Below are 24,851 nucleotides of genomic sequence, written 5' to 3'. Positions count from 1 at the left end.
CCTGATTCCATTGCGCTCACATTAGGTAAATGCGCGTAGGAATCAGGTCATGCTGATGTGAAAAAAGTGTTGGCCACGGTAACACGTGTAACAACACATTACCCAGCCACGACGTCCGGCTCTTCTTTCACCCGCGTATTGCTCAAGTCGACATGGAAACGGCAGCCATGGGGTACAGAAGAGGTCAAGGTCACCCGCCAGCCCTGGTCGTCGCAGATGCGCTGCACCAGCGACAAGCCCAGCCCAAGGCCCTCGCCGCGCCGCTCGTCACCGCGCACGAACGGCTTGAACATGGCTTTGCGCTGTTCTTCCGGTATGCCCACGCCACTGTCTTCCACGCTGAAGCCATTGCTTTCCAGGCTCAGGCGGATGTAGCCGGCATCGGTGTAGTGCGCCGCATTGCGCAGCAGGTTGCCCATCACCGACTGCAGGAAGGTCGCGTTGTACAGCACTGCGCTGGCACTGGCCTGGCCATCGAAATACAGGGTCAGGCCCTTCTGTTCGATGGTGTCGCGCCACACCCCGATCAGCTCGTTGGCCACTTCGCGCAGGGTCGCCCGGGAGGCTACTGCGCCTTCATCACGTTGCGCCCTGGCCAGCATCAGGAAGGTCTTGACCAGCTCGCGCATCTCTTCGGTTGCCCGCGCCACGCGCTCCACCTGGCTGCGCGCGCGGGTGTCGAGGTTGGGGTTTTCCTGCAGCAGCTCGCAGGACGTGGCCAGCACCATCAATGGGGTGCGCAACTCATGGCTGACGTCACTGGTGAACAGCCGTTCACGGGTCAGCGCATCGCGCAGGCGGCCCAGCGTGTCATCGAACGCCACCGCCAGCTGGCCAACTTCGTCCGCCGCATAGTCCGGCGCCAACGGCGGCGCCAGGCCCAGCAGCTGGTCACGGTGGCGAACTTGCCGCGCCAGGCGGATCACCGGTGCCATCACCCGCCGCGCCACCAGCCAGCCCAGGATCACCGCCAGCACCAGGCTGAGCACGAAGCCCACCAGCACCACCGCGAACAGCACACGCTCGCGCTCCTCGAAGTCGCTTTGGTCCTGCAGCAATACATAGCGGCGGCCATCGACGATCTCGACCATCGCGTGGTAGGAAAGCTGGTCGCGGAACACTTCGTGGAAGCCACGGTCCAGATGGCGCAGGTCTTTGGGCAGCTCAAAGTCGTCCCGCCCGCCGCTGAAGTAGAACAACTGGTCGGGGCGCGGGCGGTGGCTCCAGTCGCTGACGCTGTCCATGCGCAGCAGGCGCTGCAAGTCACCGCCCAGTACCGATGAAATCAGCCGCTCTTCGACCAGGTGCACGGTGCCGACGATACCGAAGGCGAAGGCACCGGCCACCAGCGCGCTCATCAGGGCAAAGGCGATGATGATGCGCTGGGCAAGGCTTTGCTTAAACTCCATCACGACCCTCGGCGAGGCGATAGCCGACGCCATGGACGGTATGCAGCAGTGGTTTTTCGAACGGTTTGTCGATCACCTGGCGCAGTTGGTGCACATGGCTGCGCAGGCTGTCACTGTCGGGGCAGTCGTCCCCCCACAGGGCTTCTTCCAGCACTTCGCGGCGCAGTACATGAGGGCTCTTCTGCATCAACACGGCCAACAGCTTGAGGCCGACCGGGTTGAGCTTGAGCATGCGGCCCTGGCGGGTGACCTCCAGGGTGTCGAGGTCATAGCTCAGATCAGCCACCTGCAGGCTGCGCCGCCCGCCGCCTTGGGCCCGGCGCAGCACGGCTTCGATGCGTGCCGCCAGCTCGGACAGGGCGAAAGGCTTGAGCAGGTAGTCGTCGGCCCCGGAACGGAAGCCTTGCAGGCGGTCGTCCAACTGGTCGCGAGCGGTAAGCATGATCACCGGCGTGTCGCGGCGGGCGTCTTCGCGCAGGCGCTTGCACAGCGTGTAGCCATCGATACCGGGCAACATGATGTCGAGCACGATCAGGTCATAGTGCTCGGTGGCAGCCAGGTGCAGCCCGGACAGGCCATCCTGGGCGCAGTCGACGGTATAGCCCTTCATGCCCAGGTAATCGGCCAGGTTGGCCAGGATATCGCGGTTGTCTTCAACCAAAAGAATGCGCATCGGTTTCTCCTGTGCGGCGCTTCTCGCTGTGGTGCGCGGCAGGCGCAGCTTACGGCCTATGCCTGCAGGGTGCCAGCCCCCGGAAAAATTCACCGCACTTGACGGTTTTTTCACTGATCCTTCACGGACACAGGATAGCGGGCCGACGACAATGGCCGATCTTTTTTCCGCCCTGGAGCCGCCATGCAGCAAGCAACCCGCCCTCGCCCGATCAATTACTGGCTGTACCTGGGTATTCCGTTGGCGACCGCGTTGGCCCTGATTCTGCTGGAGCTGACGTCGATCGACATGGACCTCGCCAAGCTGTTCTTCGACCCTGTAGCCGGGCAGTTCATTGGCCGTCACAGTTATTGGCTGGAAAACATCCTGCATGACCGGGTCAAACAGGGGGTGATCCTGCTGGGGCTGATAGCGCTGCTGACTTTCGCCGCCAGCTTTTTCGTAAAGCGCCTATTTGGCTGGCGCCGCGAGCTGGGCTGCCTGGTGTTGGCGCTGGGTTTGTCCACCGCGTTTGTCACGCCCCTGAAGAAGGTGACGCAGGTGCAGTGCCCCTGGAGCCTCACCCAGTTTGGCGGTACCGAAACCTACAGCAAGCTGCTGCAACCACGGCCGGCTACCGACAAGCCCGGGCTGTGCTGGCCGGGCGGGCATGCCGCCACCGGGTTCTGCCTGTTCGGCCTGTTCTTCATGTTGCGTGACCGCAAGCCGCGCCTGGCGCGGGCGGCATTCGTAGTGGCCTTGCTGGCAGGTTCGCTGCTTGGCGTTGGGCGCATGCTGCAAGGGGCGCACTTCCTGTCGCACAACGTGTGGACGGCGGTGTTCTGCTGGTTGATCGGGTTGGGGTCGTATTATCTGGTGCTGTATCGCCGGGGCATGGTAGAAGTGCCCGCGGTCAAAAACAGCGTTGCCTGAAGCCGGGGCCGCTTAGCGGCCCAATGGCGCCCACAGGAGCATAAAAAAAGCCCCGGTTCTCGCGAACCGGGGCTTTCTCATGGTGCAGGGGGTAAGGCTGGCTTACATCATGCCGCCCATGCCACCCATGCCGCCCATGTCAGGCATGCCAGCAGCTGGCTTGTCTTCTGGCAGGTCGGCAACCATGGCTTCGGTGGTGATCATCAGACCACCGATCGAAGCAGCAGCTTGCAGCGCCGAACGGGTGACCTTGGCTGGGTCCAGGATACCCATCTCGATCATGTCGCCGTACTCGCCGGAGGCAGCGTTGTAACCGAAGTTACCCGAACCTTGCTTGACCTTGTCAGCGACAACGCTTGGCTCGTCGCCGGCGTTGGCAGTGATCTGGCGCAGCGGCGCTTCGACAGCGCGGCGCAGCAGGGCGATACCGACGTTCTGGTCTTCGTTGTCGCCTTTGAGGTCGATAATGGCTGCCAGGGCGCGAACCAGGGCAACACCACCGCCAGGGACCACGCCTTCTTCAACGGCTGCACGGGTAGCGTGCAGGGCGTCTTCAACGCGGGCTTTCTTCTCTTTCATTTCAACTTCGGTACCTGCACCGACCTTGATCACGGCAACACCGCCGGCCAGCTTGGCCAGACGCTCTTGCAGCTTCTCACGGTCGTAGTCCGAAGAGGTTTCTTCGATCTGGGCACGGATCTGCTTGACGCGTGCTTCGATCTCGGTGTCAGCGCCAGCACCATCGATGATGGTGGTGTTTTCCTTGGACAGGATCACGCGCTTGGCGTTACCCAGGTGCTCCAGGGTAGCGGTTTCCAGCGACAGGCCGATTTCTTCGGAGATGACCTGGCCACCGGTCAGAACGGCGATGTCCTGCAGCATGGCCTTGCGGCGGTCGCCGAAGCCAGGTGCCTTGACCGCAGCAACCTTGACGATGCCGCGCATGTTGTTGACTACCAGGGTAGCCAGCGCTTCGCCTTCGACGTCTTCGGCAACGATCAGCAGTGGGCGGCCGGCCTTGGCAACGGCTTCCAGCACGGGCAGCAACTCGCGGATGTTGGAGATTTTCTTGTCAACCAGCAGCAGCAGCGGGCTTTCCAGCTCGGCAACCATGGTGTCTGGCTTGTTGACGAAGTAAGGCGACAGGTAGCCGCGGTCGAACTGCATGCCTTCTACGACGGACAGTTCGTTTTCCAGGCCCGAGCCTTCTTCAACGGTGATCACGCCTTCTTTACCGACTTTTTCCATGGCTTCGGCGATGATTTCACCGATGGAGCTGTCGGAGTTGGCGGAGATGGTACCGACCTGAGCGATGGCCTTGGAATCGGCGCATGGCTTGGACAGGTTCTTCAGCTCGGCGACAACGGCAGCAGTGGCCTTGTCGATACCGCGCTTCAGGTCCATCGGGTTCATGCCGGCAGCGACGGCTTTCAGGCCTTCGTTGACGATGGCCTGGGCCAGAACGGTAGCGGTGGTGGTGCCGTCACCGGCGGCGTCGTTGGCCTTGGAAGCGACTTCCTTGACCAGCTGGGCGCCCATGTTTTCGAAGGCGTCTTTCAGCTCGATTTCTTTGGCGACGGAAACGCCGTCCTTGGTGATGGTTGGCGCGCCGAAGCTCTTGGCCAGAACCACGTTACGACCTTTCGGGCCGAGGGTAGCTTTTACCGCGTCAGCCAGAACGTTGACACCAACCAGCATTTTTTTACGAGCGGAGTCGCCGAATTTTACGTCTTTAGCAGCCATGATCGTTTAATCCTTGGAAATTCTTTGGAGTAACGGGAAGTCGGGGAAATCAGCCTTCGATAACGGCGAGGATTTCATTCTCGGCCATGACCAGCAGGTCTTCGCCATCGACTTTCACGGTGTTGCTGCCCGAGTAAGGGCCGAAAACCACCTTGTCACCGACCTTGACGGCCAGTGCACGGACTTCGCCGTTTTCCAGAACGCGACCGGTGCCAACAGCAACGACTTCGCCGCGGTTAGGTTTTTCAGCGGCCGAACCCGGCAGGACGATACCGCCAGCGGTTTTCGATTCTTCTTCGCTGCGACGGATGACTACGCGGTCATGCAGAGGACGAAGCTTCATTGTCGATCTCTCCCAAATTGTGGTTTTCATCGGCCGGTATCGAAACCGGCGGGTTGAGGCTGTCCGGCGTTGCCGGAAGGTAGCCCGCCAAGGGCAAGCCACCTGAGTAATGTCTGGCGTTAATGCCAGAAACCTTGCGGTGACCACATACATGAGGCCGCCATATCCAATTACAAGGCTTGCCCTACAAAATTTTTCAGCTCGCGGAAAAAACGCGGGGCCGCATATGCGGCCCCGTAGTGGAAAGCGGTGGTTACTTGTCGCGGCGCTCGTACTCGCCCTCGATCACGTTCGGCCGGTGGCCGCCATCGCGCGGCTGGGCCTGGAACGGGTCGTCCTGGAACGCGCGCTGGCGCATGGCCTGGGCCTCGGCGCGTTCGCGCAGCTTGCGCGCGGCCAGATGGCGGGTGAACGGCAGCAGGCACAGCAGGCCCAGCACGTCGCTGATAAAGCCCGGCAGCAGCAGCAAACCACCGCCCACCGCCAGCATCATGCCCTGGAACATGTCCTCGGCGGGCAGCTCACCGCGCTGCAGGCTTTCCCGGGCGCGCAGGGCGGTGGCCAGGCCAGCCACACGCATGACCAGCACCCCCAAGGCGGAACCGGCAATGATCAGCAACAGCGCCGGGAAGAAACCGATGGCCGCGCTGACCTTGACGAATACGAACAGCTCCAGCACTGGAAACAGCAGAAGCAACAGTAGAAAAGCACGCATCAAAGCATTCCTCGTCGGAAGAGAACCTTCCTTTAAGACCATCAAGTGGATGCAAGTGCACGCTTTTTCAACCCTCGCCCCCTGCCGACATGGGCCACTGGTCGGCCCGCGCCAGCAAAACCAGGGCTTCGCGGACTTGTGTCGGCGTATTGCAAATATGCGGGAAGGGTAACCAGTACACCCCCTGGCCGATGCGCAGGTGCATGCCTTCGCTGTCCACCCCGGCCAGTTGCGCTGTGGCATGGTTCGGCAGGCCGGTCAGTTGCACATAGTGGGCTATGGCATTGGCGTGGTCGCTGTTCATGTGTTCGACCATGCTGGCCTCGGCCGTGCCGGCGAACGGGTTGGCCAGGGTGACCTGGTCGAGCCAGTGGATCGCGCCGAAGCCGCCGATGTAGCGGTGGCGTACCGGCTGCAGCACCCAGAAGTCGAAGTCGTGAGCCTTATGGTAGCCGGCAGCGTCCGGGAAGTAGCGGTAGTAACGCTCGGCGGCAGCCTCGATGGCGTCTGCCTCGACCAGCTTGTGCGCTTCGGCCATGACCGTAAGGCGCCCCACCGCCTGCACATCCTCAGCTTCGCGCTCACCTACCAGCAGCGAGCACTTGGGATCTTTTTGCAGGTTGTGGGTGTGCTGGGCAATGCGGCTGATGAGGATCAGCGGGTTGCCGTGAGCGTCCAGGCAGTACGGCACCACCGAGCCGAACGGGTAGCCCGGCATCGACTTGGAATGCGTCGAGAGCACGCCGCGGTATTCCTTGAGCAGCAGTTCCCGGGCTGGGCGAATGGCATTGGTACTCACTGGGTGCGGCTCCTGGTGGCAAACGGGATGGGTGACAAGATAAGCATTATCACACCGGGTGCCAATGGGGCCGCGGTGCGGCCCGGCGGTTTACCAGGTCACGCCAAAGCCCGCGGTATAGCGCGTCTTCTCCAGATCGCTTTCACTCGTGCCGCTGATGATGTCACGCTCCGCCTTGAGGTTGAGCGAAGCCCATTCGGTAACCTTGTAGCGCAGCCCCACCTCGGCATCCAGTGAATAGTCGGCCACCCCACCCAGCGGTTTGGCGAGCTCGCCGTTGGTGAACAGCTGCACGTTCTTGCCGATCAGGTAACGGGTGTAGTCCCACTTCACGGCAGCGGAATAGAAGTTGTCCTTGCTGCCGTCCTGGTACTCGAAGTCGGTGCGGTTGATCAGCGATCCCAGCGAGAATGCGCCGAGCTCGTTGTCCCAGAACTGGTAACCCGGGCCGGTACCGACGGTGCGCTGGCGGGCAAGGTCTTCGATGCGGTCACGCTTGTATTCCGCCCGCCCCTGCCAGAACCACTTCTCGGTAATGAAGCGGTCCAGCGCGTATTCGGCACTCCAGTTGTCGGTGGTGGTGACGTCGTCCTTGGTTTCGCGGTTGTACTCGCCTTCGGCGTTGTGCCGCCAGCGGCCGTGGCGGGCCGTGGTCTTGAAGCTGACATCGTAGTCGTCGGTATCGTTTTCGGCGCGCTTGTAGTCCAGCGCCACATCCACGTTGCCTTTCCACACGAAGTCTTCGACCAGGGGCTTGGGCTTCATGATCTGCTCGATGCTGGCCAGCTCCACGGTCTTGGGTGCCTCGCCGTTGGCCAAGGTCACCTTGCCCGGTTCAGCGGCCTTCAGCGACTTGGCCTTCTCGCCCGTGTAGGCATCCTGCTTGACCAGCAGTTCCTGGTCGCTTTCCAGGGTCTGCACCTGTTTCCAGTCCAGGGCAATGGAGCCGCCGTAGGGCGTTTCCAGCAGCAGCTTGCCGCCATCGAAGACTTTGATCTTGCCACTGAGCCGGTCACCGTTCTTCATCCACACGGTATCGGCCAACGCCGGTGAGGCGCACAGGGAAGCAGCGAGCAGGCACAACAAGGATCTAGAATGCATAGACGTAATACGGTTCGATTTGAAGAAAAAAGCCGGGCATTATCCAGCTACCGCCGACCAGAGCAAGCACAGACCGGCAGCCTGGCATTGAGTTCAATACGCATTTACCTGACCACTTGTCCGGTTTCATCCACAGCCCAAGGGGGGCGCCATGTCTGGGGGACCTGAGCACATGCCGGAATCGGCCGAAGGTCGACGAACGGCACTGTATTCGGTGCTTGGCCAAGTACCGGCGGGCAAAGTCGTGAGCTATGGCCAGCTCGCAGCGCTGGCCGGGCTTGGCCGCGCAGCCCGCTGGGTAGGGCGCACCCTCGGGCAGTTGCCTGCGCAAACCCGCCTGCCATGGCACCGGGTGCTGGGCGCAGGGGGCCGCCTGAGCCTGGCGCTGGGCACACCGGCCGGGGATGAACAACGGGCGCGGCTGCGTGCAGAAGGCGTGAATGTGACCAACAATCGTGTGGATATGACGCGCCATGGCTGGCGCCCGACAGATCACAGCGGTTAGAGTGCGCGCTTTGTTTTCGAAAACTTGAGGCAGATGTTGGCCCATGCCCCGTAAAACCTGGCGCGCTGCGCTCGCTGCCTATGCCAGCCCGTCAACCCTGGTACTTTTGCTGCTCGGTTTCGCCGCCGGCCTGCCCTACATGTTGGTGTTCTCGACCCTGTCGGTGTGGCTGCGCGAGGCTGGGGTGGCCCGCGAAACCATTGGTTACGCCAGCCTGATCGGCCTGGCCTACGCCTTCAAGTGGGTGTGGTCACCGTTGCTCGACCAATGGCGCCTGCCGCTGCTCGGCGGCCTGGGGCGCCGGCGCTCGTGGCTGCTGCTGTCGCAGGCACTGGTGGTGATCGGCCTGGTCGGCATGAGCCTGTGCGACCCGCAACAACATCTATCCTGGTTGATCGCCATGGCCGTGCTGGTGGCCTTTGCCTCGGCCACCCAAGACATCGCGGTGGATGCCTACCGCTTGGAAATCGCCGACGACCAGCGCCAGGCCGCCCTGGCCGCCAGCTACATGGCCGGCTACCGGGTCGCCGCCCTGCTCGCCACCGCCGGCGCGCTGTTCTTCGCCGAGTGGTTCGGGTCTACCGGCTTCAGTTACCTGCATAAAGCCTGGGCCGGTACCTACGTGATGTTCGGGGTGATGATGCTGCCCGCGCTGTTCACGACCCTGGTCATGCGCGAACCGCCGGTGCCGCTGCGCACCCAGCTGTCGGCTGCGCGCTACGGCCTGGTGCACCAGATGGCCTCGGTGTTCGTGCTGATCATCCTGCTGGTGTCGGTGCCCGCCAGTTTCACCCAGATGTTCAATACCGGCTGGTCCACGGTCATCTCCGGGGATGCCACGCCGCTCGACCTGTTGCTCGAAGACCGCGCCTTCCTGCGCCTGATCCTCTATGTGCTGCTGACCTGGGCGTGCCTGTCGAGCCTGGGCCGCCGCGGCCTGGCCCCGGTGCTGACCCCGGTCAACGACTTCATTGCCCGCTACCGCTGGCAGGCTTTGCTATTGCTAGGCCTGATCGCCACCTACCGCATGTCGGACACGGTCATGGGCGTGATGGCCAACGTGTTCTATATCGACATGGGCTTCACCAAAGACCAGATCGCCAGTGTCAGCAAGATCTTCGGCCTGATCATGACCCTGGTCGGTGCCGGTATCGGCGGGCTGCTGATCGTGCGCTTCGGCATCATGCCCATCCTGTTCATTGGTGGCGCGGCATCGGCGGGCACCAACATCCTGTTCCTGATGCTGGCGGACATGGGGCCTAACCTGGAAATGCTGGTGGTCACCATTTCACTGGACAACTTCAGCTCCGGCATGGCCACGTCTGCGTTCGTGGCGTACCTGTCGAGCCTGACCAACCTGAAGTTTTCGGCCACCCAGTACGCGCTTCTCAGCTCGATCATGCTGTTGCTGCCGCGGTTGATCGGTGGGTACTCGGGGGTGATGGTGGAGAAGTTCGGCTATCACGACTTCTTCCTGATTACTGCCCTGCTGGGCGTGCCTACGCTGATCCTGATCGCCTTGCAGTGGCGCCAAGAGGCTGGCCGCGGTAAACCGCTGGCAGAGCCAGGCGCGGCGGCCTGATGGGCAACGCGGGTAAAAAGCCACATTGCGATTGTGTGTGGCTGTCACAGCGCCAGTGCGCCCGCCAGCCCCGCCTGTAGGAGCAACTGTCTTTCTCAAAACTTGAAAAGCCTGCGCGATTCATTGTGGGAGCGGGCTTGCCCGCGAAGCAGGCGACGCGGTGTCTGGCACCGGCTGCGCCGGTGTTCGCGGGCACGCCCGCTCCCACAGGAACCGTGTGGCCTTCTAGTCCTGCATTTTAGCTGTTGATCTACATCCTCTGCGGCTGAGGCAACACCAGATCCAGCCAAGGCTCGCCAGTCCTGAGCATGGCATTGAGTCGCACCAGGAAGACCCGCATCCAGGCCACGATAGCGACCTTGGCAAGTTACAGATCGACAAGGCACAGGTACTGCAGATCAGTCAGCCACGGCCCCTTGCCCCGGCCGGCCGCCCACCACAAACCACAACGGCCACAGCGCCAGCGCGCCCGCCAGCCCCGCCGCCAGTGCGAAATGCAGCAAGCTGGCACCGGCGCCGATCATTGCCAGCAATGCCCCACCCAGCCCCAACAGGGCGATGGTGATCATCCCCAGCATGGCCGAGACCAGGCCTTTGCTTTGCTCGCTGGAAAACAGCGTCATGCGGTACAGCACCGCATTGGCCACACCCAGGCCCAGTGCATACAACGACATGCCTGCCACCAAGCTGGTCACGCTCGGCCAATACCATGTCGCCAGCACCATCACGCTCAACCCTGCCAGGTACGGCCACAGGGCACCACGGACCAGGGCCGGCAACGGGTAGCGGTCGGCAATACGGTTGATGATCAGGTTGCCCAGGATCAACCCGCCAAACACCGGCAGCTGCCACAGCGCATATTCCAGGGTCGTCAGGCCCTCATCATGAATCAGCAATACCGGTGACAGGCCAATCCAGCCAATCAGCGGCAGCCCGACCAGGCCCAGGGCGGCGCTGCCCGCGACAAAGCGGCGGTTGCCGAGCAATTGGCCGTAGCCTGCCAGCAATGGCAGCAGGTGGATCGGCGTGAACGCCAGGCGCGAACCGTCGCGGCGCTCTACCCCCAGGGTTTCGGGCATGAGCCGGTACAGCAGCCCCCAGCACACCACGGCTCCCACGGCGAAAGCCACGAACAGCCAACGCCAGTCCAGCCACTGCAACAGCAAGGCCCCGACCAGCGGGCCGAGCAGCGGCGACAGCAGGGCGATGTTGGCCAGCAGCGCCATCATGCGTACAGCGTCCGCCTCGCTGAATGCCTCGTTCAGCGCCGGGTAGCTGACCGTGACCACAAAGCCCAGGCCTATCCCCTGCAACAGGCGCAACAGGTTGAACAGGCCAATATCATGGGCCCAGAAGGTCGCCAGGCAGGCCAGGCCGAAGAACGCGCAGCCGGCCAGCAGCAACGGGCGCCGACCATAGCGGTCTGCCAGCGGGCCGATCAGCCACTGCAGCACAACGCCACCGAGCAGGTACAGGTTGAGGGCATGAGGGATGTATTCAGGGCTGGCGTTCAGGTCGCCGACCACGACCGGCATGGCCGGCATCACCGCGTCACTGGCCAGATAGGTCAGCAGTTCGAACAGGGCCAGGGTCAGGCCAAACAGCAAGGCCCGCAGGGGGGTGATGTACAGCAGTGGTTTCATGATGGCATATCAGGGGTGACAGGCAGGAGCAGGGTATATGCCAGAAATTGCAGGGGTTTGCTGTGAACAAGTGTAATCGGGGCGAAAAAAGCGGGGCCGCTGTGCAGCCCCGGCGCTGATGCGCTGTTACTGGGCGGCAGTTTCCTGCACCACCCGAATGACCCGCTGCGGGAATGGAATGTCGATCCCTTCGGCCTTCAGGCGGTCACGCGCCTGCTCGTTGAGCATGAACATCACATCCCAGTAATCGGCGGTCTTGGTCCACAAGCGCAGCGACACGGTGATCGAACTGTCACCCAGCGTCGCCACCACCGCTTGCGGAGCGGGGTCGGCCAGCACGCGAGGGTCCTGGGCCAGCTCCAGCAACACATTGCGGGCCTTCTGCAAATCGGCCTCGTAATCCACGCCCACATCGAACACCACCTTGCGCGTGGGCTGGCGGTTGGTGTTGGTGATGATGCCATTGGACAGGCTGCCGTTGGGCATGATCACCGTCTTGTTATCACCGGTGCGCAGCACGGTGTGGAAGATCTGGATGCTGTCGACAGTGCCGGCAACGCCTTGTGCCTCGATCCAGTCGCCGATGCGAAACGGGCGGAACATCAGGATCAGCACGCCGCCAGCGAAGTTGGCCAGGCTACCCTGCAGCGCCAGGCCGATGGCCAGGCCGGCGGCACCGATAGCCGCGACGAACGAGGTGGTCTCGATGCCGATCATCGACGCCACGCTGACCAGCAGCAGGACCTTCAGCACGATGTTGGCCAGGGTGCTGATGAAGCCCTGCAACGCCAGGTCGGCATTGCGCAGGCCGACCAGCTTGCCCAGGCGGGCGCTGACCTTGTTGATGATCCACCAGCCGACCGCCAGGGTCACCAGCGCCAGCAGCACACGGCTGCCGTATTGCATGATCAAGGGGATCCAGGTTTGCGACTGGCGAACCAGCTGATCGACTTCAGCGTTCAAATCCATATTCATCTCCTGATGCCGAACGGCAAGTACACGGTAGAACAGACCGCGCTAACGCACGGCCCCGGCCCCCATGGACATCATTGAGCCATGGGGGTTCCTGGCCAAACCCGCATCAGTCGCGGAAGTTGTTGAACTGCAGCGGCATCTCGAATTCCTTGGTCCGCAGCAAGGCAATGGCCTCCTGCAGGTCGTCGCGTTTCTTGCCGGTTACCCGTACCTGCTCACCCTGGATGGCGGCCTGTACCTTCAGCTTGCCGTCCTTGATGGTGGCGACGATCTTCTTGGCCAGGTCCTTGTCGATACCCTCGCGGAACTTGGCTTCCTGTTTCTTTTCCTTGCCGGACGCATACGGGTCCTTGGTTTCCAGGCATTTCACGTCGATCTTGCGCTTGACCAGCGCCAGGCGCAGGATTTCCAGCATGGCTTCGAGCTGGAACTCTTCCTCGGCGGTGAGCATCACGGTCTGCTCTTTGTCCTTGAACTCGAAGGAGCCCTTGCCCTTGAGGTCGTAACGGCGGTCCAGGTCCTTGATGGCGTTGTCCACCGCGTTCTGCACTTCGTGCTTGTCCAGTTCCGATACCACGTCGAACGAAGGCATGGTTGTTCTCCCAAAATAAAAGCGCGCTCAGGCTGAAGATGGAGCGCGCCGGGTTTGACGGTTAAAATGCGGGCTCATTATAACGGGTTGCGAAACGCATATGAGCAGCACCTGGCATATTCTCGGCGCCGGCAGCCTCGGCAGCCTGTGGGCTTGCCGCCTGGCACGCGCGGGCAAGGCAGTGCGCCTGGTGCTGCGCGATCGGCAACGGCTGCAGGCCTATGAGCAGGCTGGCGGCCTGACGTTGATCGAGCAAGAACAGCCCCGGCACTACGCCATACCCGCCGAAACCGCCCAGGCTGACGGGCCGATCCATCGCCTGCTGGTGGCCTGCAAGGCCTACGACGCGGCCCCGGCGATTGCCGGCCTGGTACCACGCCTTGCCGAGGGCGCAGACGTGCTACTGCTACAGAACGGCCTGGGCAGCCAGGACGCGGTGGCAGACCTGCTGCCACAGGCGCGCTGCGTTTTCGCCTCCAGCACCGAAGGCGCCTTCCGCGAAGGCGACTGGCAGGTGCGTTTTGCCGGGCATGGCTTCAACTGGCTGGGCGACCCGCGCAACCCGGCGCTGCCGGCCTGGTTCGATGACCTGCACGAAGCAGGCATCCCTGCCGAATGGACGGTGGATATTCTCACCCGCCTGTGGCGCAAGCTGGCCCTCAACTGCGCGATCAACCCGCTGACCGTGCTGCACGCTTGCCAGAACGGCGGCTTGCTGGGCCACCTGGCGGAAGTACATGGCCTGTGCACCGAACTGGCCGCACTGCTGCGCCGCTGTGGCCAGCCGCAAGCGGCCGAGGGCCTGGACGAAGAAGTGCAACGGGTGATCGTGGCCACCGCAGCCAACTACTCTTCCATGTACCAGGACGTGCACGCAGGCCGACGCACCGAGGTGCATTACCTGCTCGGCCATGCCTGCCGGGTTGCCGCGCGGCACGGCCTGCATCTGCCGCAACTGGAACACCTGCTGCAACGCCTGGTCGAACACCTGCGCTTACGTGGCTTGCCCTGCGACTGACGCAGCCCTATTACCTGGATACGGACACTGCCTAGCCCATGACCTTGCGCCATCGCCTGGAAAACCTCCCGGTCGGGCAGAAGCTGCTGGCGGCCCTGCTGGTATTGCTGGTGACCATCCTGCTGGTGGCCAACCTCACCTTCATCAGCGCGGCTTACTGGATCACCCAGGAGAGCATGGCACCCCAGGCCCTGCAGACCATCGGCCGGCTGGTGGCCAACCCGCAACTGGCCGAGCGCGCGGGCGACACCCCAGACACCGCCAGTGCCCTGCTCAAGGAGCTGGACAGCTACACCCCGCTGCGCGCGGCAGCCGTGTACGGGGGTGACGGTCGCATGCTGGCGCAACTCCAGCATGGCGACCCGCTAACCCTGCCCAAGCGCTTTCGCAACATCGACGGCTGGCGCCTGATGGAGTTTCGCAGCACCCAACTGATCCGCATCCCGCGCGAGGCCAACCCGCCGGCCCACCTGCTGCTGGTGGCCAGCAGCGAGCTGCCCACCGCGTTCTACACCGGCACGCTCAGTGCCAGCCTGGCTATCCTGGTGTTCAGCATCCTGCTGTGGATCTTCATTGCGCGCCAGATCAAACGCCTGATCACCCAACCGATCAACCAGCTTGAAGAACTCAGCCGCCAGGTCACCCGCGAAGAGAGCTACGCCCTGCGCGCCCGGCGTGGCAACGACGATGAGATCGGCAGCCTGGCCGACGCCTTCAACACCATGCTTTCGCGCATCGAGGCCCGTGAGCAGCAACTCAAACGCGCCCGTGACGAGTTCCAGGATGCCTATGACCAGGCCCAGGGCCTGGCCGAGGAAACCCGCCATACCAACCGCAAGCTGGAACTGGAAGTGCAGGTGCGCAGCAAAATCGAGAAAAAACTCACCGGTTTCCAGAACTACCTCAACAGCATCATCGACTCGATGCCTTCGGCATTGATTGCCCTGGACGAACAGCTCTATGTCACCCAGTGGAATCACGAAGCCACGGTCCTCTCCGGCACGCCGTTGCATGAGGCGCTGAACCAGCCGGTGTTCATCGCCTTCGAGCCGCTGAAGCCGTTCCTGCCGCAACTTAAGGAAACCGTGGAAAAGCACCGGGTGGCCAAGATCGAGCGGGTCACCTGGCCCAAGGACGACGAGCTGCGCCATTACGCCCTCACCTTCTACCCGCTCACCGGCGGCGGCGGGCGCGGCGTGGTGATCCGCATCGACGACATCACCCAGCGCCTGTCGCTGGAAGAAATGATGGTCCAGTCGGAAAAAATGCTCTCGGTCGGCGGCCTGGCGGCGGGCATGGCTCACGAAATCAACAACCCGCTGGGCGCCATCCTGCACAACGTACAGAACATCCGCCGACGCCTGTCGGCAGACCTGCCCCGCAACCAGGAACAGGCCAGCGAGCTTGGCCTCGACCTGGCCATGATCAACCGCTACCTGGCCAGCCGCGAAGTGCCGCAACTGCTCGATGGCATTCAGCAGGCCGGGGCCCGCGCCGCGAAGATCGTCACCCACATGCTCAGCTTCAGCCGCCGCAGCAACCGACAGCTGGAGCCTTGCGAGTTGCCGGCGCTGATCGACCAGGCGGTGGAAATTGCCGGCAACGACTTCGACCTGGCGATCGGTTTCGACTTCAAGGGGCAGGCCATCGTGCGGCAGTTCGACCCTGAACTGGGGCCTGTGCCGTGCACTGCCAACGAACTGGAACAGGTACTGTTGAACCTGTTGAAGAACGCCGCCCAGGCCATCCACCTGCGCCCGCAACCGAGCGAGCCGGGGCGGATCACCCTGCGCACCCGGCTGAACCCGCCGTGGGCAGAGATCCAGGTCGAGGACAATGGCGTCGGCATGCCAGAGGCCGTGCGCAAGCGCACCTTCGAGCCGTTCTTCACCACCAAGGAAATCGGCCAGGGCACCGGGCTGGGCCTGTCGGTTTCGTACTTCATCATCACCAACAACCACAAGGGGCAGATGGAGGTGCACTCCACGCCTGGCCAGGGTACGTGCTTCACCCTGCGCCTGCCCCTCGGCCAGCCGGCAGCAGCGGCGCCGACCTTACCGGAGCAATGACATGGGCAACCGCCTATCGAAGATCTACACCCGTACCGGCGATCAGGGCGAAACCGGCCTGGGCGACGGCCGGCGGGTGCCGAAAAGCCACCCGCGCATAGAAGCCATTGGCGAGGTAGACAGCCTCAACAGCCAGCTCGGCGTGCTTTTGGCAGGCCTGGCCGAGCAAGGCCTGGAAGAGGTCACTGCGGTGCTCGCGCCGTGTCAGCACCGCTTGTTCGACCTGGGTGGCGAGCTGGCCATGCCCAGCTACCAGGCCTTGAACCAGGCAGAAGTGGAGCGCCTGGAGGCGGTCATCGATGTGTGGAACGAAGAGCTGGGGCCGCTGAAGAACTTCATCCTGCCCAGTGGTTCGATGCTGGTGGCGCAGGCCCATGTGTGCCGCAGCCTGGCGCGCAGCGCCGAGCGGCGCTGCCAGCAGCTGCATGCGCTGGAACCACTGGAAGGGGTAGGTCTGGCGTACATCAACCGTCTGTCCGACCTGCTGTTCGTGGCGGCGCGGATCATCGGGCGGCGACAGGGGGTGGCCGAGGTGTTGTGGCAGCCTGCTGAAAAACCGCAGGGCTGACAGGTTCGGGGCGGCCTGCGCGGTGTCGCGAAGGGCCGCCCCAATGGCTCAGGCCTCGGGCCAGAATGCCCGGATGCCGGCCACACCCTGGGCCCCGGCTTCCCAGGCTCGCTCGCGCTCACCCGGCCCTACCCCACCCAGCAAGTACACCGGCTTGCTGAACCCGGCCAGCAAACGTCCAGCTTCGTCCCAGCCCAACGGCGCCGCCTCGGGGTGGGTCTGGGTTGCCTGGACTGGCGACAGGGTGACGAAGTCGACGCCCATCTGCTCGGCCAGTGCCAACTCTTCGGCGCAGTGGCAGGAAGCCGCCAACCACCGCTCGCGGGGAAACGGCCGACCTTTGGCGGCGTACTTGCGCAACTGCGCCGCGGTCAGGTGCCAGCCGGCCGAAGGGAAATCGCCCAGCCATTCCAGCGGCCCCTTGAGCATCAACTGCGCCTTGCCCGCACACAGCCCAACCGCATCCACCGCCACGTCGCGGTACTTGGGGTCGTACATGTCCGGGGCGCGCAACTGAATCAGGCGAATGCCACTGGCAACCGCTTTCTGGATGCCCTTGAGCAGTTGCGGCACTTCCAGGCCATCGGGGGTAATCAGGTACTGGTCCGGCAGGCGCGCGGCAGCCACGATCGGCTGGTTGGCCTCGGGAAATTCGTACTGCGGCAAATCGCGCGGGGCAACCCACGCCAGCGGCTGACCCTCGGCGCCATGCGCTTCGCCGGTGAAGGCCTGCACTTCACGCACGTCCAGCAACACCTGCTTGTCCGGGTAGTCGTGGCTGACCTTGATCAGCGCACGCGAACGGCTCACCTCGATACCCAGCTCTTCGCGCAGTTCGCGGGCCAGTGCCGCTTCCACGCTTTCACCGGCTTCGACCTTGCCGCCGGGAAACTCCCACAGGCCACCCTGGTGCTGGGTGGCGGCCCGCCGCGCGATCAGAATGCGGCCATCGGCGCCACGAATGACCGCTGCTACAACATGAATCCGTTTCACACTTCACGCTCCGCCAGGCCAGCCTGCAACAAGGCGCGCAACGTGTCGCCGAAGTTCAGGTGATCGCTCATGGTTCGTCTCCTGGTTCTGGAATTGTGGGGCCGTTGCCCGACCCCAGCACTGCATCAGGTACGGTATTCGGCGTTGATCTTCACGTACTCGTGCGACAGGTCGGTGGTCCAGATGGTTTCGCTGCACTGGCCACGCCCCAGTTCGATCCGGATCGTGATCTCTTCCTGGGCCATCACTGCCGAGCCCTGGGCTTCGGTGTAGCTGGGGCTGCGGCCGCCCTGGCTGGCGATGCACACGTTATCCAGGTAGACGTCGATCAGGCTCACGTCCAGCTCCGGCACACCGGCACGGCCCACCGCGGCGAGAATACGGCCCCAGTTCGGGTCCGACGCGAACAGTGCGGTCTTGATCAGCGGCGAGTGGGCCACTGCGTAACCGACGTCCAGGCATTCCTGGTGGTTGCCACCGCCGTTGACCTGCACGGTCACGAACTTGGTCGCACCTTCGCCGTCACGCACGATGGCCTGGGCCACGTCCATGCACACTTCGAACACGGCTTTTTTCAAGGCCTCGAACAGCGCACCACGGGCTTCGGTGACCTCTGGCAGGTTGGCCTTGCCGGTGGCGATCAGCATGCAGCAATCGTTGGTCGAGGTGTCGCCATCGATGGTGATGCGGTTGAACGACTTGTTGGCGCCGTCCAGCATCAGGTCCTTGAGCACCGCCGGGGCAACCTTGGCGTCGGTGGCGATGTAGCCAAGCATGGTGGCCATGTTCGGGCGGATCATGCCGGCGCCCTTGCTGATACCGGTCACGGTCACGGTCACGCCATCGTGCTGGAACTGGCGGCTGGCGCCCTTGGGCAAGGTATCGGTGGTCATGATGCCGGTGGCCGCTTCGGCCCAGTTGTTCTCCGACAGGTTATCGAGGGCGGCCTGCAGCGCGCCTTCGATCTTTTCGACCGGCAGTGGCTCGCCGATCACCCCGGTGGAGAACGGCAGTACCGATTCGGCGGGTACGCCGGCCAGTTCAGCCAGCTTGGCGCAGGTGCGTTCGGCGGCTGCCAGCCCTGGGGCGCCGGTACCGGCGTTGGCATTACCGGTGTTGGTCAACAGGTAGCGCACGGTACCCTGTACACGCTGCTTGGAGAGGATCACCGGTGCCGCGCAGAACGCGTTGAGGGTGAACACGCCCGCCACGCTGGAGCCTTCGGCGCAGCGCATGACCACCACATCCTTGCGCCCAGGACGCTTGATGCCGGCAGAAGCGATGCCGAGTTCAAAACCCGCAACCGGGTGCAGGGTGGGCAAAGGACCAAGACCAACAGCCATTAGAGCGCTCCTAGAAAATTCGGTGGATGTACAAAAAACGGGGCCGCAAAGCGGCCCCAGGATGTATCAGGTTACAACACCCAGGTCAGATCATTCGATCTGCCCGTGGCAATGCTTGAACTTCTTGCCCGAACCACACCAGCAAGGCTCATTGCGGCCCAGCTTCTGCTCGTTGCGCACCGGCGCCGAGGCAACGGCCACTTCGGCCTCCTCCTCGCTCAGCTGCTCGCCTTCCAGGCCAGGGGCTGGGGCGTGCTCGAACTGCATGCGGCTGGCCAACTCCTCGGCCTCGCGGCGCAGGCGGGCTTCCTCTTCGACCGGGTCTTCGCGGCGTACCTGTACGTGCGACAGCACGCGAATGGTATCGCGCTTGATCGACTCCAGCAGCTCCTGGAACAGGCTGAACGATTCGCGCTTGTACTCCTGCTTGGGGTTCTTCTGCGCATAGCCACGCAGGTGGATACCGTGGCGCAGGTGGTCCATGGTCGACAGGTGGTCTTTCCACAGGTCGTCCAGCACACGCAGCAGAATCTGCTTCTCGAAGGTACGCAGGGCGTCGAGGCCGGCCTGGTCTTCTTTCTCGGTGTAGGCCGTGGTGATCTCGTTCAGCAGCTTCTCGCGCAGCGTCTCCTCGTAGAGGTGGTCGTCTTCGTCGAGCCACTGCTGGATCGGCAGCTTGATGGCGAAGTCGCTGGCCAGCGATGCCTCCAGGCCGGCCACGTCCCACTGCTCGGGCAGCGACTGCGGCGGAATGTGCTGGCTGATGGTAGCGTCCAGGACTTCCTTGCGGAATTCGACGATGGTGTCGCCAATGTTCTCGGCCGCCAGCAGGCTGTTGCGCATGTGGTAGATCACCTTGCGCTGCTCATTGGCCACGTCGTCGTATTCAAGCAACTGCTTGCGGATGTCGAAGTTGCGGCCTTCGACCTTGCGCTGCGCCTTCTCGATGGCATTGGTGACCATGCGGTGTTCGATGGCCTCGCCCGCCTGCATGCCCAGGGCCTTCATGAAGTTCTTCACCCGGTCGGAGGCGAAGATACGCATCAGGCTGTCTTCCAGCGACAGGTAGAAGCGGCTGGAACCCGGGTCGCCCTGACGGCCGGAACGGCCACGCAACTGGTTGTCGATACGGCGCGACTCGTGGCGCTCGGAGGCGATCACGTGCAGGCCACCGGCCTCGATCACCTGCTGGTGACGCTTCTGCCAGTCGGCCTTGATCTGGGCGATCTGCTCGGCGGTCGGGTTTTCCAGGGCGGCCACCTCGGCTTCCCAGTTACCGCCCAGCAGGATGTCGGTACCACGGCCGGCCATGTTGGTGGCGATGGTCAGGGCACCCGGCGCACCGGCCTGGGCGATGATTTCGGCTTCTTTCTCGTGGTACTTGGCGTTCAGCACCTTGTGGTCGATACCTTCTTTCTTCAGCAGGTTCGACATGTGTTCGGACGTTTCGATGGTCGCGGTACCAACCAGAATCGGCCGGCCCTGCTTCATGCTTTCCTTGATGTCGGCAATGATCGCGGCGTACTTCTCGTCGGCGGTCAGGTACACCAGGTCGTTGAAGTCCTTGCGCGCCAGCGGCTTGTTCGGCGGGATGACCATCACGTTCAGCGCGTAGATCGACTGGAACTCGAAGGCTTCGGTGTCGGCAGTACCGGTCATGCCGGACAGCTTGGTGTACAGGCGGAAGTAGTTCTGGAAGGTGGTCGAGGCCAGGGTCTGGCTCTCGGCCTGGATGTTCAGGTTTTCCTTGGCCTCGATGGCCTGGTGCAGGCCTTCGGACAGGCGCCGGCCCGGCATGGTCCGGCCGGTGTGCTCGTCGATCAGCAGTACCTGGCCGTCCTGGACGATGTACTCGATGTTGCGGTGGAACAGCTTGTGTGCGCGCAGGCCGGCATACACGTGGGTGAGCAGGCCCAGGTTATGCGCCGAGTACAGGCTCTCGCCTTCAGCCAACAACCCGGCCTGGGTCAGCATCTCTTCGATGAACTGGTGACCGGCCTCGTTGAGCTCGACCTGGCGGCTCTTCTCGTCGATGGTGAAGTGGCCTTCCTGAGTGACCTGGCCTTCGACTTCTTCGATGTGCTGGGTCAGGCGCGGGATCAGGCGGTTGATCTCGATGTACAGCTTGGAGCTGTCTTCGGCCTGGCCGGAGATGATCAGCGGGGTACGCGCTTCGTCGATGAGAATGGAGTCCACTTCGTCGATCACGGCGAAGTTCAGTTCACGCTGGAACTTCTCGTCCTGGCTGAACGCCATGTTGTCGCGCAGGTAGTCGAAACCGAATTCGTTGTTGGTGCCGTAGGTGATGTCGGCCGCATAGGCAGCACGCTTTTCTTCCGGCGGCTGGAAGGCCGATACGATACCGACCGACAGGCCGAGAAACTCGTACAGCGGGCGCATCCAGTTGGCGTCACGGCGGGCCAGGTAGTCGTTGACGGTAACCACATGCACGCCCTTGCCGGACAGTGCGTTGAGGTACACGGCCAGGGTACCGACCAAGGTCTTGCCTTCACCAGTACGCATTTCTGCGATCATGCCTTCGTGCAGGGTCATGCCGCCAATCAACTGAACGTCGAAGTGGCGCATGCCCATCACGCGCTTGCCGGCCTCGCGGGCCACGGCAAAGGCTTCGGGCAACAATTGGTCCAGTGTCTCGCCTTTGGCCAGGCGCTCCTTGAACTCTGCAGTCTTGCCCCGCAGTTGCTCGTCGGAGAGGGCCACCATCTTCTCTTCGAAGGCATTGACGATACTCACCGTCTTGAGCATGCGTTTTACTTCACGCTCGTTCTTGCTTCCAAAAAGTTTTTTTAACAAAGGCGCAAACATATCGGCAGGATCTTCCACACGTAGGGATGGAGGGCGGCCCCATGAGTCGCCCGTGCAGCCCTGAGGCCGCATGCGAACGAGCATTCTACCCGGAAACGATGGTGAGGAAAGTGGTGGATTTCCACGATGCTGGCACAGCGCTTTGGCAGGGGCTTAGTTTAGATAGGGGCATTTTCCCTGAGTTCAAGGTTTGGCAACATGAAAGGTATCGAGAACCAGTCTTATCTTGCGTTGCCTGTGCTGGCCTCTTCGCGGGCAGCACAGGTTCTACAGGTGTTAAACTGCCGATCTTGTAACCTCATGCGTACCCCCATGGCCTACAAACCCTCCCCCGCCCAGCCACCCTCGGCCCTGCTGCGCCAGGTGCGCCCGCTGCGCCTGCTGCTGAACCAGGCCGAACGCCTGGAACACCTGCAGCGCCTGCTGGAAAGCCAGCTGCAACCGGCTGCCCGCGAGCATTGCCACGTGGCCTCATGGCGCGATGGCACCTTGTTGCTGGTGGTTACCGATGGCCACTGGGCTACCCGCCTGCGCTACCAGCAGAAGCGCCTGCTGGCCGCATTGCAGGCCATGGAGGCCTTTGGCAACCTCCGGCGCATCCTCTACAAGGTGCAGCCGCCCCTGGTACCGGCCAAACGCGGCGGGCATGCTGCCGAGCTGTCAACCAGCGCCGCGGCAAGCCTGCGTGACACCGCCGAGGGCATCGCCGACCCCAAGCTGCGCGCTGCACTGGAGCGCTTGGCCGCCCACGCTGGCGACAAGCAATAAAAAAGGCCACCCGAAGGTGGCCTTGATTACAACACTAGAGAGAGTGTTCGAACTTACACGGCCGCAACAGGGCGCATGTACGAGATCGGTGCCGTACTGGCATCTTCGAACGTGACCACTTCCCAGGCATCGGTTTCGGCAATCAGCTTGCGCAACAGCTGGTTGTTCAGCGCGTGGCCGGACTTGTAGCCCTTGAACTCGCCGATCAGGCTGTTGCCCAGCAGGTAGAGGTCGCCAATGGCGTCGAGGATCTTGTGCTTGACGAATTCGTCATCGGAACGAAGGCCGTCTTCGTTGAGCACACCTGTCTCGTCGACCACGATGGCATTCTCGACACTGCCACCCAACGCAAGGTTGTGCTTGCGCAGGTACTCGATGTCACGCATGAAACCGAACGTGCGGGCGCGGCTGACTTCCTTCACGAACGAGGTGCTGGAGAAGTCGACAACCGCGCTCTGGGTCTGGCCCTTGAGGACCGGGTGATCGAAGTCGATCTCGAAGCTCACCTTGAAACCGTCGAAAGGCAGGAAAGTGGCGCGCTTGTCGCCCTCTTCCACAGTCACCTCACGCAGGATGCGGATGAACTTCTTGGCTGCGTCCTGTTCTTCCAGGCCGGCAGACTGAATCAGGAATACGAAGGGACCGGCGCTGCCATCCATGATCGGCACTTCCGAGGCGGAGAGCTCGACGTAGGCGTTATCGATGCCCAGGCCCGCCATGGCGGAGAGCAGGTGCTCGACCGTATCGACCTTGACGTCACCGTTGACCAGCGTCGTCGACATGGTGGTCTCGCCGACGTTGGCCGCACGCGCAGGGATCTCGACCACAGGGTCGAGGTCGGCGCGGCGGAAGACGATGCCGGTGTCAACAGGTGCAGGCTTGAGGGTCAGGTAAACCTTCTCCCCGGAGTGCAGGCCGACACCTGTGGCACGGATGGTATTCTTCAGGGTGCGTTGTTTAATCATGGCATTGGCCGCTTCAGCGCAAATTGCGAACAGGTATCAACAAAGGCTGGGGATGATAACAGACCCAACCTTTGATGAATACCAATCACCTTTATACCCCTGATAAATTCCATTAATCAGCCTGACGACGCAGGAATGCCGGGATATCCAGGTAATCCAGGTCATCCTGAGGGTTCATTTTCGCGGCTGCCGCAGCACCGGCGTGGGCCTGGTTGCGCATTACGGTCGGGCGCTCCAGGTCACGGTAGTTCACGGCTGGCTGCTCCTGACGAACTGGCGCCGGGTTGGACGCTTCGTACGCCTGCTGGGCAGTCTGCAGGGTGTTGTCGACCACTTTCACAGGCTTCTCGATACGCGCGCCCAGGCCGGTGGCCACAACGGTCACGTGCAGTTCGTCACGCATGTCCGGATCGATCACGGTACCGACCTTGACCATGGCGTGGTCAGAAGCGAAGGCTTCGATGATGCTACCCACGTCGGAGTATTCACCCAGCGACAGGTCCGGGCCAGCGGTGATGTTCACCAGGATGCCGCGGGCGCCCTGCAGGTTGACATCTTCCAGCAGCGGGTTGCGGATGGCTGCTTCGGTGGCTTCGCGTGCTCGGTTCGGGCCGCTGGCGCAACCAGTACCCATCATCGCCATGCCCATTTCACCCATGACGGTGCGCACGTCGGCGAAGTCGACGTTGATCATGCCCGGGCGCTTGATGATGTCGGAGATACCGCGCACGGCACCGGCCAGTACATCGTCGGCCTTGGCGAAGGCGGACAGCAGGCTGGCATCCTTGCCCAGGATGGTCAGCAGTTTCTCGTTGGGGATGGTGATCAACGAGTCGACGCTTTCAGCCAGCATGCGGATGCCTTCATCGGCGATCTGCATGCGCTTGCGGCCCTCGAACGGGAACGGACGGGTCACCACGGCTACGGTGAGGATGCCCATTTCCTTGGCCACTTCGGCAATGATCGGTGCAGCACCGGTACCGGTACCGCCGCCCATGCCAGTGGTGATGAACACCATGTTGGTGCCTTGCAGCACTTCGGCGATGCGCTCACGGTCTTCCAGTGCGGCCTGACGGCCGACTTCCGGGTTGGCGCCAGCACCCAGGCCCTTGGTCACGCCAGTGCCCAATTGCAGGATGGTGCGTGCACCAATGTTTTTCAGGGCCTGAGCATCCGTGTTGGCGCAGATGAATTCCACGCCTTCGATGCTGCTCTTGACCATGTGGTTGACGGCGTTGCCGCCACCACCACCAACGCCGATCACTTTGATGACCGGGCTTTGCGGGACGTTGTCTACGAGCTCGAACAT

General features: G+C 62.8%; 22 protein-coding genes. 7 read left to right on the top strand and 15 right to left on the bottom strand.

The features are described from left to right. Positions 1-98: 98 nt before the first annotated feature. Together EGJ22_RS08765 and colR are read right to left on the bottom strand one after the other, a co-directional pair. Positions 99-1,409: a HAMP domain-containing sensor histidine kinase gene (locus EGJ22_RS08765; RefSeq protein ID WP_029887497.1), complete on the bottom strand. Its 1,311-nt coding sequence runs from the start codon at positions 1,407-1,409 to the stop codon at positions 99-101. After that, on the bottom strand, positions 1,399-2,082 hold the full coding sequence (gene colR, locus EGJ22_RS08760; protein WP_009684391.1) for a two-component system response regulator ColR: 684 nt from the start codon (positions 2,080-2,082) through the stop codon (positions 1,399-1,401). The genes EGJ22_RS08765 and colR overlap by 11 nt, the downstream gene beginning before the upstream one ends. A 183-nt stretch (positions 2,083-2,265) precedes the next feature. Here colR and EGJ22_RS08755 point away from each other — a divergent pair, with 183 nt between their 5' ends. Further along, positions 2,266-2,994, top strand: coding sequence for a phosphatase PAP2 family protein (locus EGJ22_RS08755; protein WP_009684392.1), 729 nt, complete (start codon positions 2,266-2,268; stop codon positions 2,992-2,994). A gap of 102 nt (positions 2,995-3,096) precedes the next feature. Here the strand turns inward: EGJ22_RS08755 and groL are convergent, their stop codons facing one another. The 5 genes from groL to EGJ22_RS08730 all read right to left on the bottom strand — a co-directional run bounded on the left by groL (position 3,097) and on the right by EGJ22_RS08730 (position 7,695). Then, positions 3,097-4,737, bottom strand: coding sequence for a chaperonin GroEL (groL, locus tag EGJ22_RS08750; RefSeq protein ID WP_009684393.1), 1,641 nt, complete (start codon positions 4,735-4,737; stop codon positions 3,097-3,099). Positions 4,738-4,786: 49 nt separating this feature from the next. Then, positions 4,787-5,080: a co-chaperone GroES gene (locus EGJ22_RS08745; protein WP_009684394.1), complete on the bottom strand. Its 294-nt coding sequence runs from the start codon at positions 5,078-5,080 to the stop codon at positions 4,787-4,789. A 253-nt stretch (positions 5,081-5,333) separates the two neighbouring features. Beyond that, complete coding sequence (locus EGJ22_RS08740; RefSeq protein ID WP_009684395.1) at positions 5,334-5,795, bottom strand: FxsA family protein; 462 nt, start codon at positions 5,793-5,795, stop codon at positions 5,334-5,336. 67 nt (positions 5,796-5,862) lie between these two features. Beyond that, a complete protein-coding gene (locus EGJ22_RS08735) occupies positions 5,863-6,594 on the bottom strand; it encodes a HugZ family protein (RefSeq protein ID WP_029887496.1) in 732 nt (243 codons plus the stop codon). A 90-nt stretch (positions 6,595-6,684) separates the two neighbouring features. Continuing rightward, the gene (locus EGJ22_RS08730) at positions 6,685-7,695 is read right to left on the bottom strand and encodes a DUF481 domain-containing protein (protein ID WP_029887495.1); all 1,011 of its coding nucleotides are present in this window, start codon (positions 7,693-7,695) and stop codon (positions 6,685-6,687) included. Positions 7,696-7,846: 151 nt separating this feature from the next. Between EGJ22_RS08730 and EGJ22_RS08725 the strand changes: the two genes are divergently transcribed. Together EGJ22_RS08725 and EGJ22_RS08720 are read left to right on the top strand one after the other, a co-directional pair. Next, positions 7,847-8,200 (top strand): MGMT family protein, encoded by a 354-nt coding sequence (locus tag EGJ22_RS08725; RefSeq protein ID WP_029887494.1) that lies wholly within the window; start codon positions 7,847-7,849, stop codon positions 8,198-8,200. A 43-nt stretch (positions 8,201-8,243) separates the two neighbouring features. Continuing rightward, positions 8,244-9,782 carry an AmpG family muropeptide MFS transporter gene (locus EGJ22_RS08720; protein ID WP_029887493.1) on the top strand — a complete coding sequence of 513 codons (1,539 nt, stop codon included), beginning with the start codon at positions 8,244-8,246 and terminating at the stop codon, positions 9,780-9,782. A gap of 398 nt (positions 9,783-10,180) precedes the next feature. On the opposite strand, the gene EGJ22_RS08705 is transcribed toward EGJ22_RS08720, so the two are convergent. The 3 genes from EGJ22_RS08705 to EGJ22_RS08695 form a co-directional block, all read right to left on the bottom strand. After that, positions 10,181-11,425, bottom strand: a complete 1,245-nt coding sequence (locus EGJ22_RS08705) for an MFS transporter (RefSeq protein WP_009682792.1) — start codon at positions 11,423-11,425, stop codon at positions 10,181-10,183. A 126-nt stretch (positions 11,426-11,551) separates the two neighbouring features. Beyond that, on the bottom strand, positions 11,552-12,394 hold the full coding sequence (locus tag EGJ22_RS08700) for a mechanosensitive ion channel family protein (protein ID WP_009682793.1): 843 nt from the start codon (positions 12,392-12,394) through the stop codon (positions 11,552-11,554). A gap of 112 nt (positions 12,395-12,506) precedes the next feature. Continuing rightward, on the bottom strand, positions 12,507-12,992 hold the full coding sequence (locus tag EGJ22_RS08695) for a YajQ family cyclic di-GMP-binding protein (protein WP_009682794.1): 486 nt from the start codon (positions 12,990-12,992) through the stop codon (positions 12,507-12,509). Between the two features lie 100 nt (positions 12,993-13,092). On the opposite strand from EGJ22_RS08695, the gene EGJ22_RS08690 reads away from it, so the two are divergent. The 3 genes from EGJ22_RS08690 to EGJ22_RS08680 are packed head-to-tail and all read left to right on the top strand — an operon-like array spanning position 13,093 to position 16,647. Then, positions 13,093-14,010 (top strand): putative 2-dehydropantoate 2-reductase, encoded by a 918-nt coding sequence (locus EGJ22_RS08690; protein WP_029887628.1) that lies wholly within the window; start codon positions 13,093-13,095, stop codon positions 14,008-14,010. A 38-nt stretch (positions 14,011-14,048) separates the two neighbouring features. Further along, positions 14,049-16,079 (top strand): ATP-binding protein, encoded by a 2,031-nt coding sequence (locus EGJ22_RS08685; protein WP_125920182.1) that lies wholly within the window; start codon positions 14,049-14,051, stop codon positions 16,077-16,079. A 1-nt stretch (position 16,080) separates the two neighbouring features. Continuing rightward, on the top strand, positions 16,081-16,647 hold the full coding sequence (locus EGJ22_RS08680; RefSeq protein ID WP_054881171.1) for a cob(I)yrinic acid a,c-diamide adenosyltransferase: 567 nt from the start codon (positions 16,081-16,083) through the stop codon (positions 16,645-16,647). Positions 16,648-16,695: 48 nt separating this feature from the next. Here EGJ22_RS08680 and EGJ22_RS08675 read toward each other — a convergent pair whose 3' ends face one another. The 3 genes from EGJ22_RS08675 to secA all read right to left on the bottom strand — a co-directional run bounded on the left by EGJ22_RS08675 (position 16,696) and on the right by secA (position 21,809). Further along, positions 16,696-17,640: a Nudix family hydrolase gene (locus tag EGJ22_RS08675; protein ID WP_009684403.1), complete on the bottom strand. Its 945-nt coding sequence runs from the start codon at positions 17,638-17,640 to the stop codon at positions 16,696-16,698. A gap of 125 nt (positions 17,641-17,765) precedes the next feature. Next, on the bottom strand, positions 17,766-18,983 hold the full coding sequence (gene argJ, locus EGJ22_RS08670) for a bifunctional glutamate N-acetyltransferase/amino-acid acetyltransferase ArgJ (protein ID WP_029886562.1): 1,218 nt from the start codon (positions 18,981-18,983) through the stop codon (positions 17,766-17,768). A gap of 90 nt (positions 18,984-19,073) precedes the next feature. Beyond that, a complete protein-coding gene (secA, locus tag EGJ22_RS08665; protein WP_009684405.1) occupies positions 19,074-21,809 on the bottom strand; it encodes a preprotein translocase subunit SecA in 2,736 nt (911 codons plus the stop codon). 312 nt (positions 21,810-22,121) lie between these two features. On the opposite strand from secA, the gene EGJ22_RS08655 reads away from it, so the two are divergent. Then, positions 22,122-22,577, top strand: coding sequence for a DUF721 domain-containing protein (locus EGJ22_RS08655; RefSeq protein ID WP_009684406.1), 456 nt, complete (start codon positions 22,122-22,124; stop codon positions 22,575-22,577). Between the two features lie 53 nt (positions 22,578-22,630). On the opposite strand, the gene lpxC is transcribed toward EGJ22_RS08655, so the two are convergent. Beyond that, entirely contained in the window at positions 22,631-23,542 is a 912-nt protein-coding gene (gene lpxC / locus EGJ22_RS08650) for a UDP-3-O-acyl-N-acetylglucosamine deacetylase (RefSeq protein WP_003260771.1), read from the bottom strand. A 112-nt stretch (positions 23,543-23,654) separates the two neighbouring features. After that, positions 23,655-24,851, bottom strand: coding sequence for a cell division protein FtsZ (gene ftsZ / locus EGJ22_RS08645; protein WP_009684407.1), 1,197 nt, complete (start codon positions 24,849-24,851; stop codon positions 23,655-23,657).

The sequence above is a fragment of the Pseudomonas sp. p99-361 genome, from assembly GCF_003935475.1.
Taxonomy (GTDB): Bacteria; Pseudomonadota; Gammaproteobacteria; order Pseudomonadales; family Pseudomonadaceae; genus Aquipseudomonas; species Aquipseudomonas juntendi.
This window is presented reverse-complemented; position numbering and strand designations above follow the sequence as displayed.

Excerpts from the sequence above, each read along its gene's own strand:
- EGJ22_RS08765 (WP_029887497.1), bottom strand. The coding sequence starts at position 1,409 with ATGGAGTTTAAGCAAAGCCTTGCCCAGCGCATCATCATCGCCTTTGCC.
- colR (WP_009684391.1), bottom strand. The coding sequence starts at position 2,082 with ATGCGCATTCTTTTGGTTGAAGACAACCGCGATATCCTGGCCAACCTG.
- EGJ22_RS08755 (WP_009684392.1), top strand. The coding sequence starts at position 2,266 with ATGCAGCAAGCAACCCGCCCTCGCCCGATCAATTACTGGCTGTACCTG.
- groL (WP_009684393.1), bottom strand. The coding sequence starts at position 4,737 with ATGGCTGCTAAAGACGTAAAATTCGGCGACTCCGCTCGTAAAAAAATG.
- EGJ22_RS08745 (WP_009684394.1), bottom strand. The coding sequence starts at position 5,080 with ATGAAGCTTCGTCCTCTGCATGACCGCGTAGTCATCCGTCGCAGCGAA.
- EGJ22_RS08740 (WP_009684395.1), bottom strand. The coding sequence starts at position 5,795 with ATGCGTGCTTTTCTACTGTTGCTTCTGCTGTTTCCAGTGCTGGAGCTG.
- EGJ22_RS08730 (WP_029887495.1), bottom strand. The coding sequence starts at position 7,695 with ATGCATTCTAGATCCTTGTTGTGCCTGCTCGCTGCTTCCCTGTGCGCC.
- EGJ22_RS08725 (WP_029887494.1), top strand. The coding sequence starts at position 7,847 with ATGTCTGGGGGACCTGAGCACATGCCGGAATCGGCCGAAGGTCGACGA.
- EGJ22_RS08720 (WP_029887493.1), top strand. The coding sequence starts at position 8,244 with ATGCCCCGTAAAACCTGGCGCGCTGCGCTCGCTGCCTATGCCAGCCCG.
- EGJ22_RS08705 (WP_009682792.1), bottom strand. The coding sequence starts at position 11,425 with ATGAAACCACTGCTGTACATCACCCCCCTGCGGGCCTTGCTGTTTGGC.
- EGJ22_RS08700 (WP_009682793.1), bottom strand. The coding sequence starts at position 12,394 with ATGGATTTGAACGCTGAAGTCGATCAGCTGGTTCGCCAGTCGCAAACC.
- EGJ22_RS08695 (WP_009682794.1), bottom strand. The coding sequence starts at position 12,992 with ATGCCTTCGTTCGACGTGGTATCGGAACTGGACAAGCACGAAGTGCAG.
- EGJ22_RS08690 (WP_029887628.1), top strand. The coding sequence starts at position 13,093 with ATGAGCAGCACCTGGCATATTCTCGGCGCCGGCAGCCTCGGCAGCCTG.
- EGJ22_RS08685 (WP_125920182.1), top strand. The coding sequence starts at position 14,049 with ATGACCTTGCGCCATCGCCTGGAAAACCTCCCGGTCGGGCAGAAGCTG.
- EGJ22_RS08680 (WP_054881171.1), top strand. The coding sequence starts at position 16,081 with ATGGGCAACCGCCTATCGAAGATCTACACCCGTACCGGCGATCAGGGC.
- argJ (WP_029886562.1), bottom strand. The coding sequence starts at position 18,983 with ATGGCTGTTGGTCTTGGTCCTTTGCCCACCCTGCACCCGGTTGCGGGT.
- secA (WP_009684405.1), bottom strand. The coding sequence starts at position 21,809 with ATGTTTGCGCCTTTGTTAAAAAAACTTTTTGGAAGCAAGAACGAGCGT.
- EGJ22_RS08655 (WP_009684406.1), top strand. The coding sequence starts at position 22,122 with ATGGCCTACAAACCCTCCCCCGCCCAGCCACCCTCGGCCCTGCTGCGC.
- lpxC (WP_003260771.1), bottom strand. The coding sequence starts at position 23,542 with ATGATTAAACAACGCACCCTGAAGAATACCATCCGTGCCACAGGTGTC.
- ftsZ (WP_009684407.1), bottom strand. The coding sequence starts at position 24,851 with ATGTTCGAGCTCGTAGACAACGTCCCGCAAAGCCCGGTCATCAAAGTG.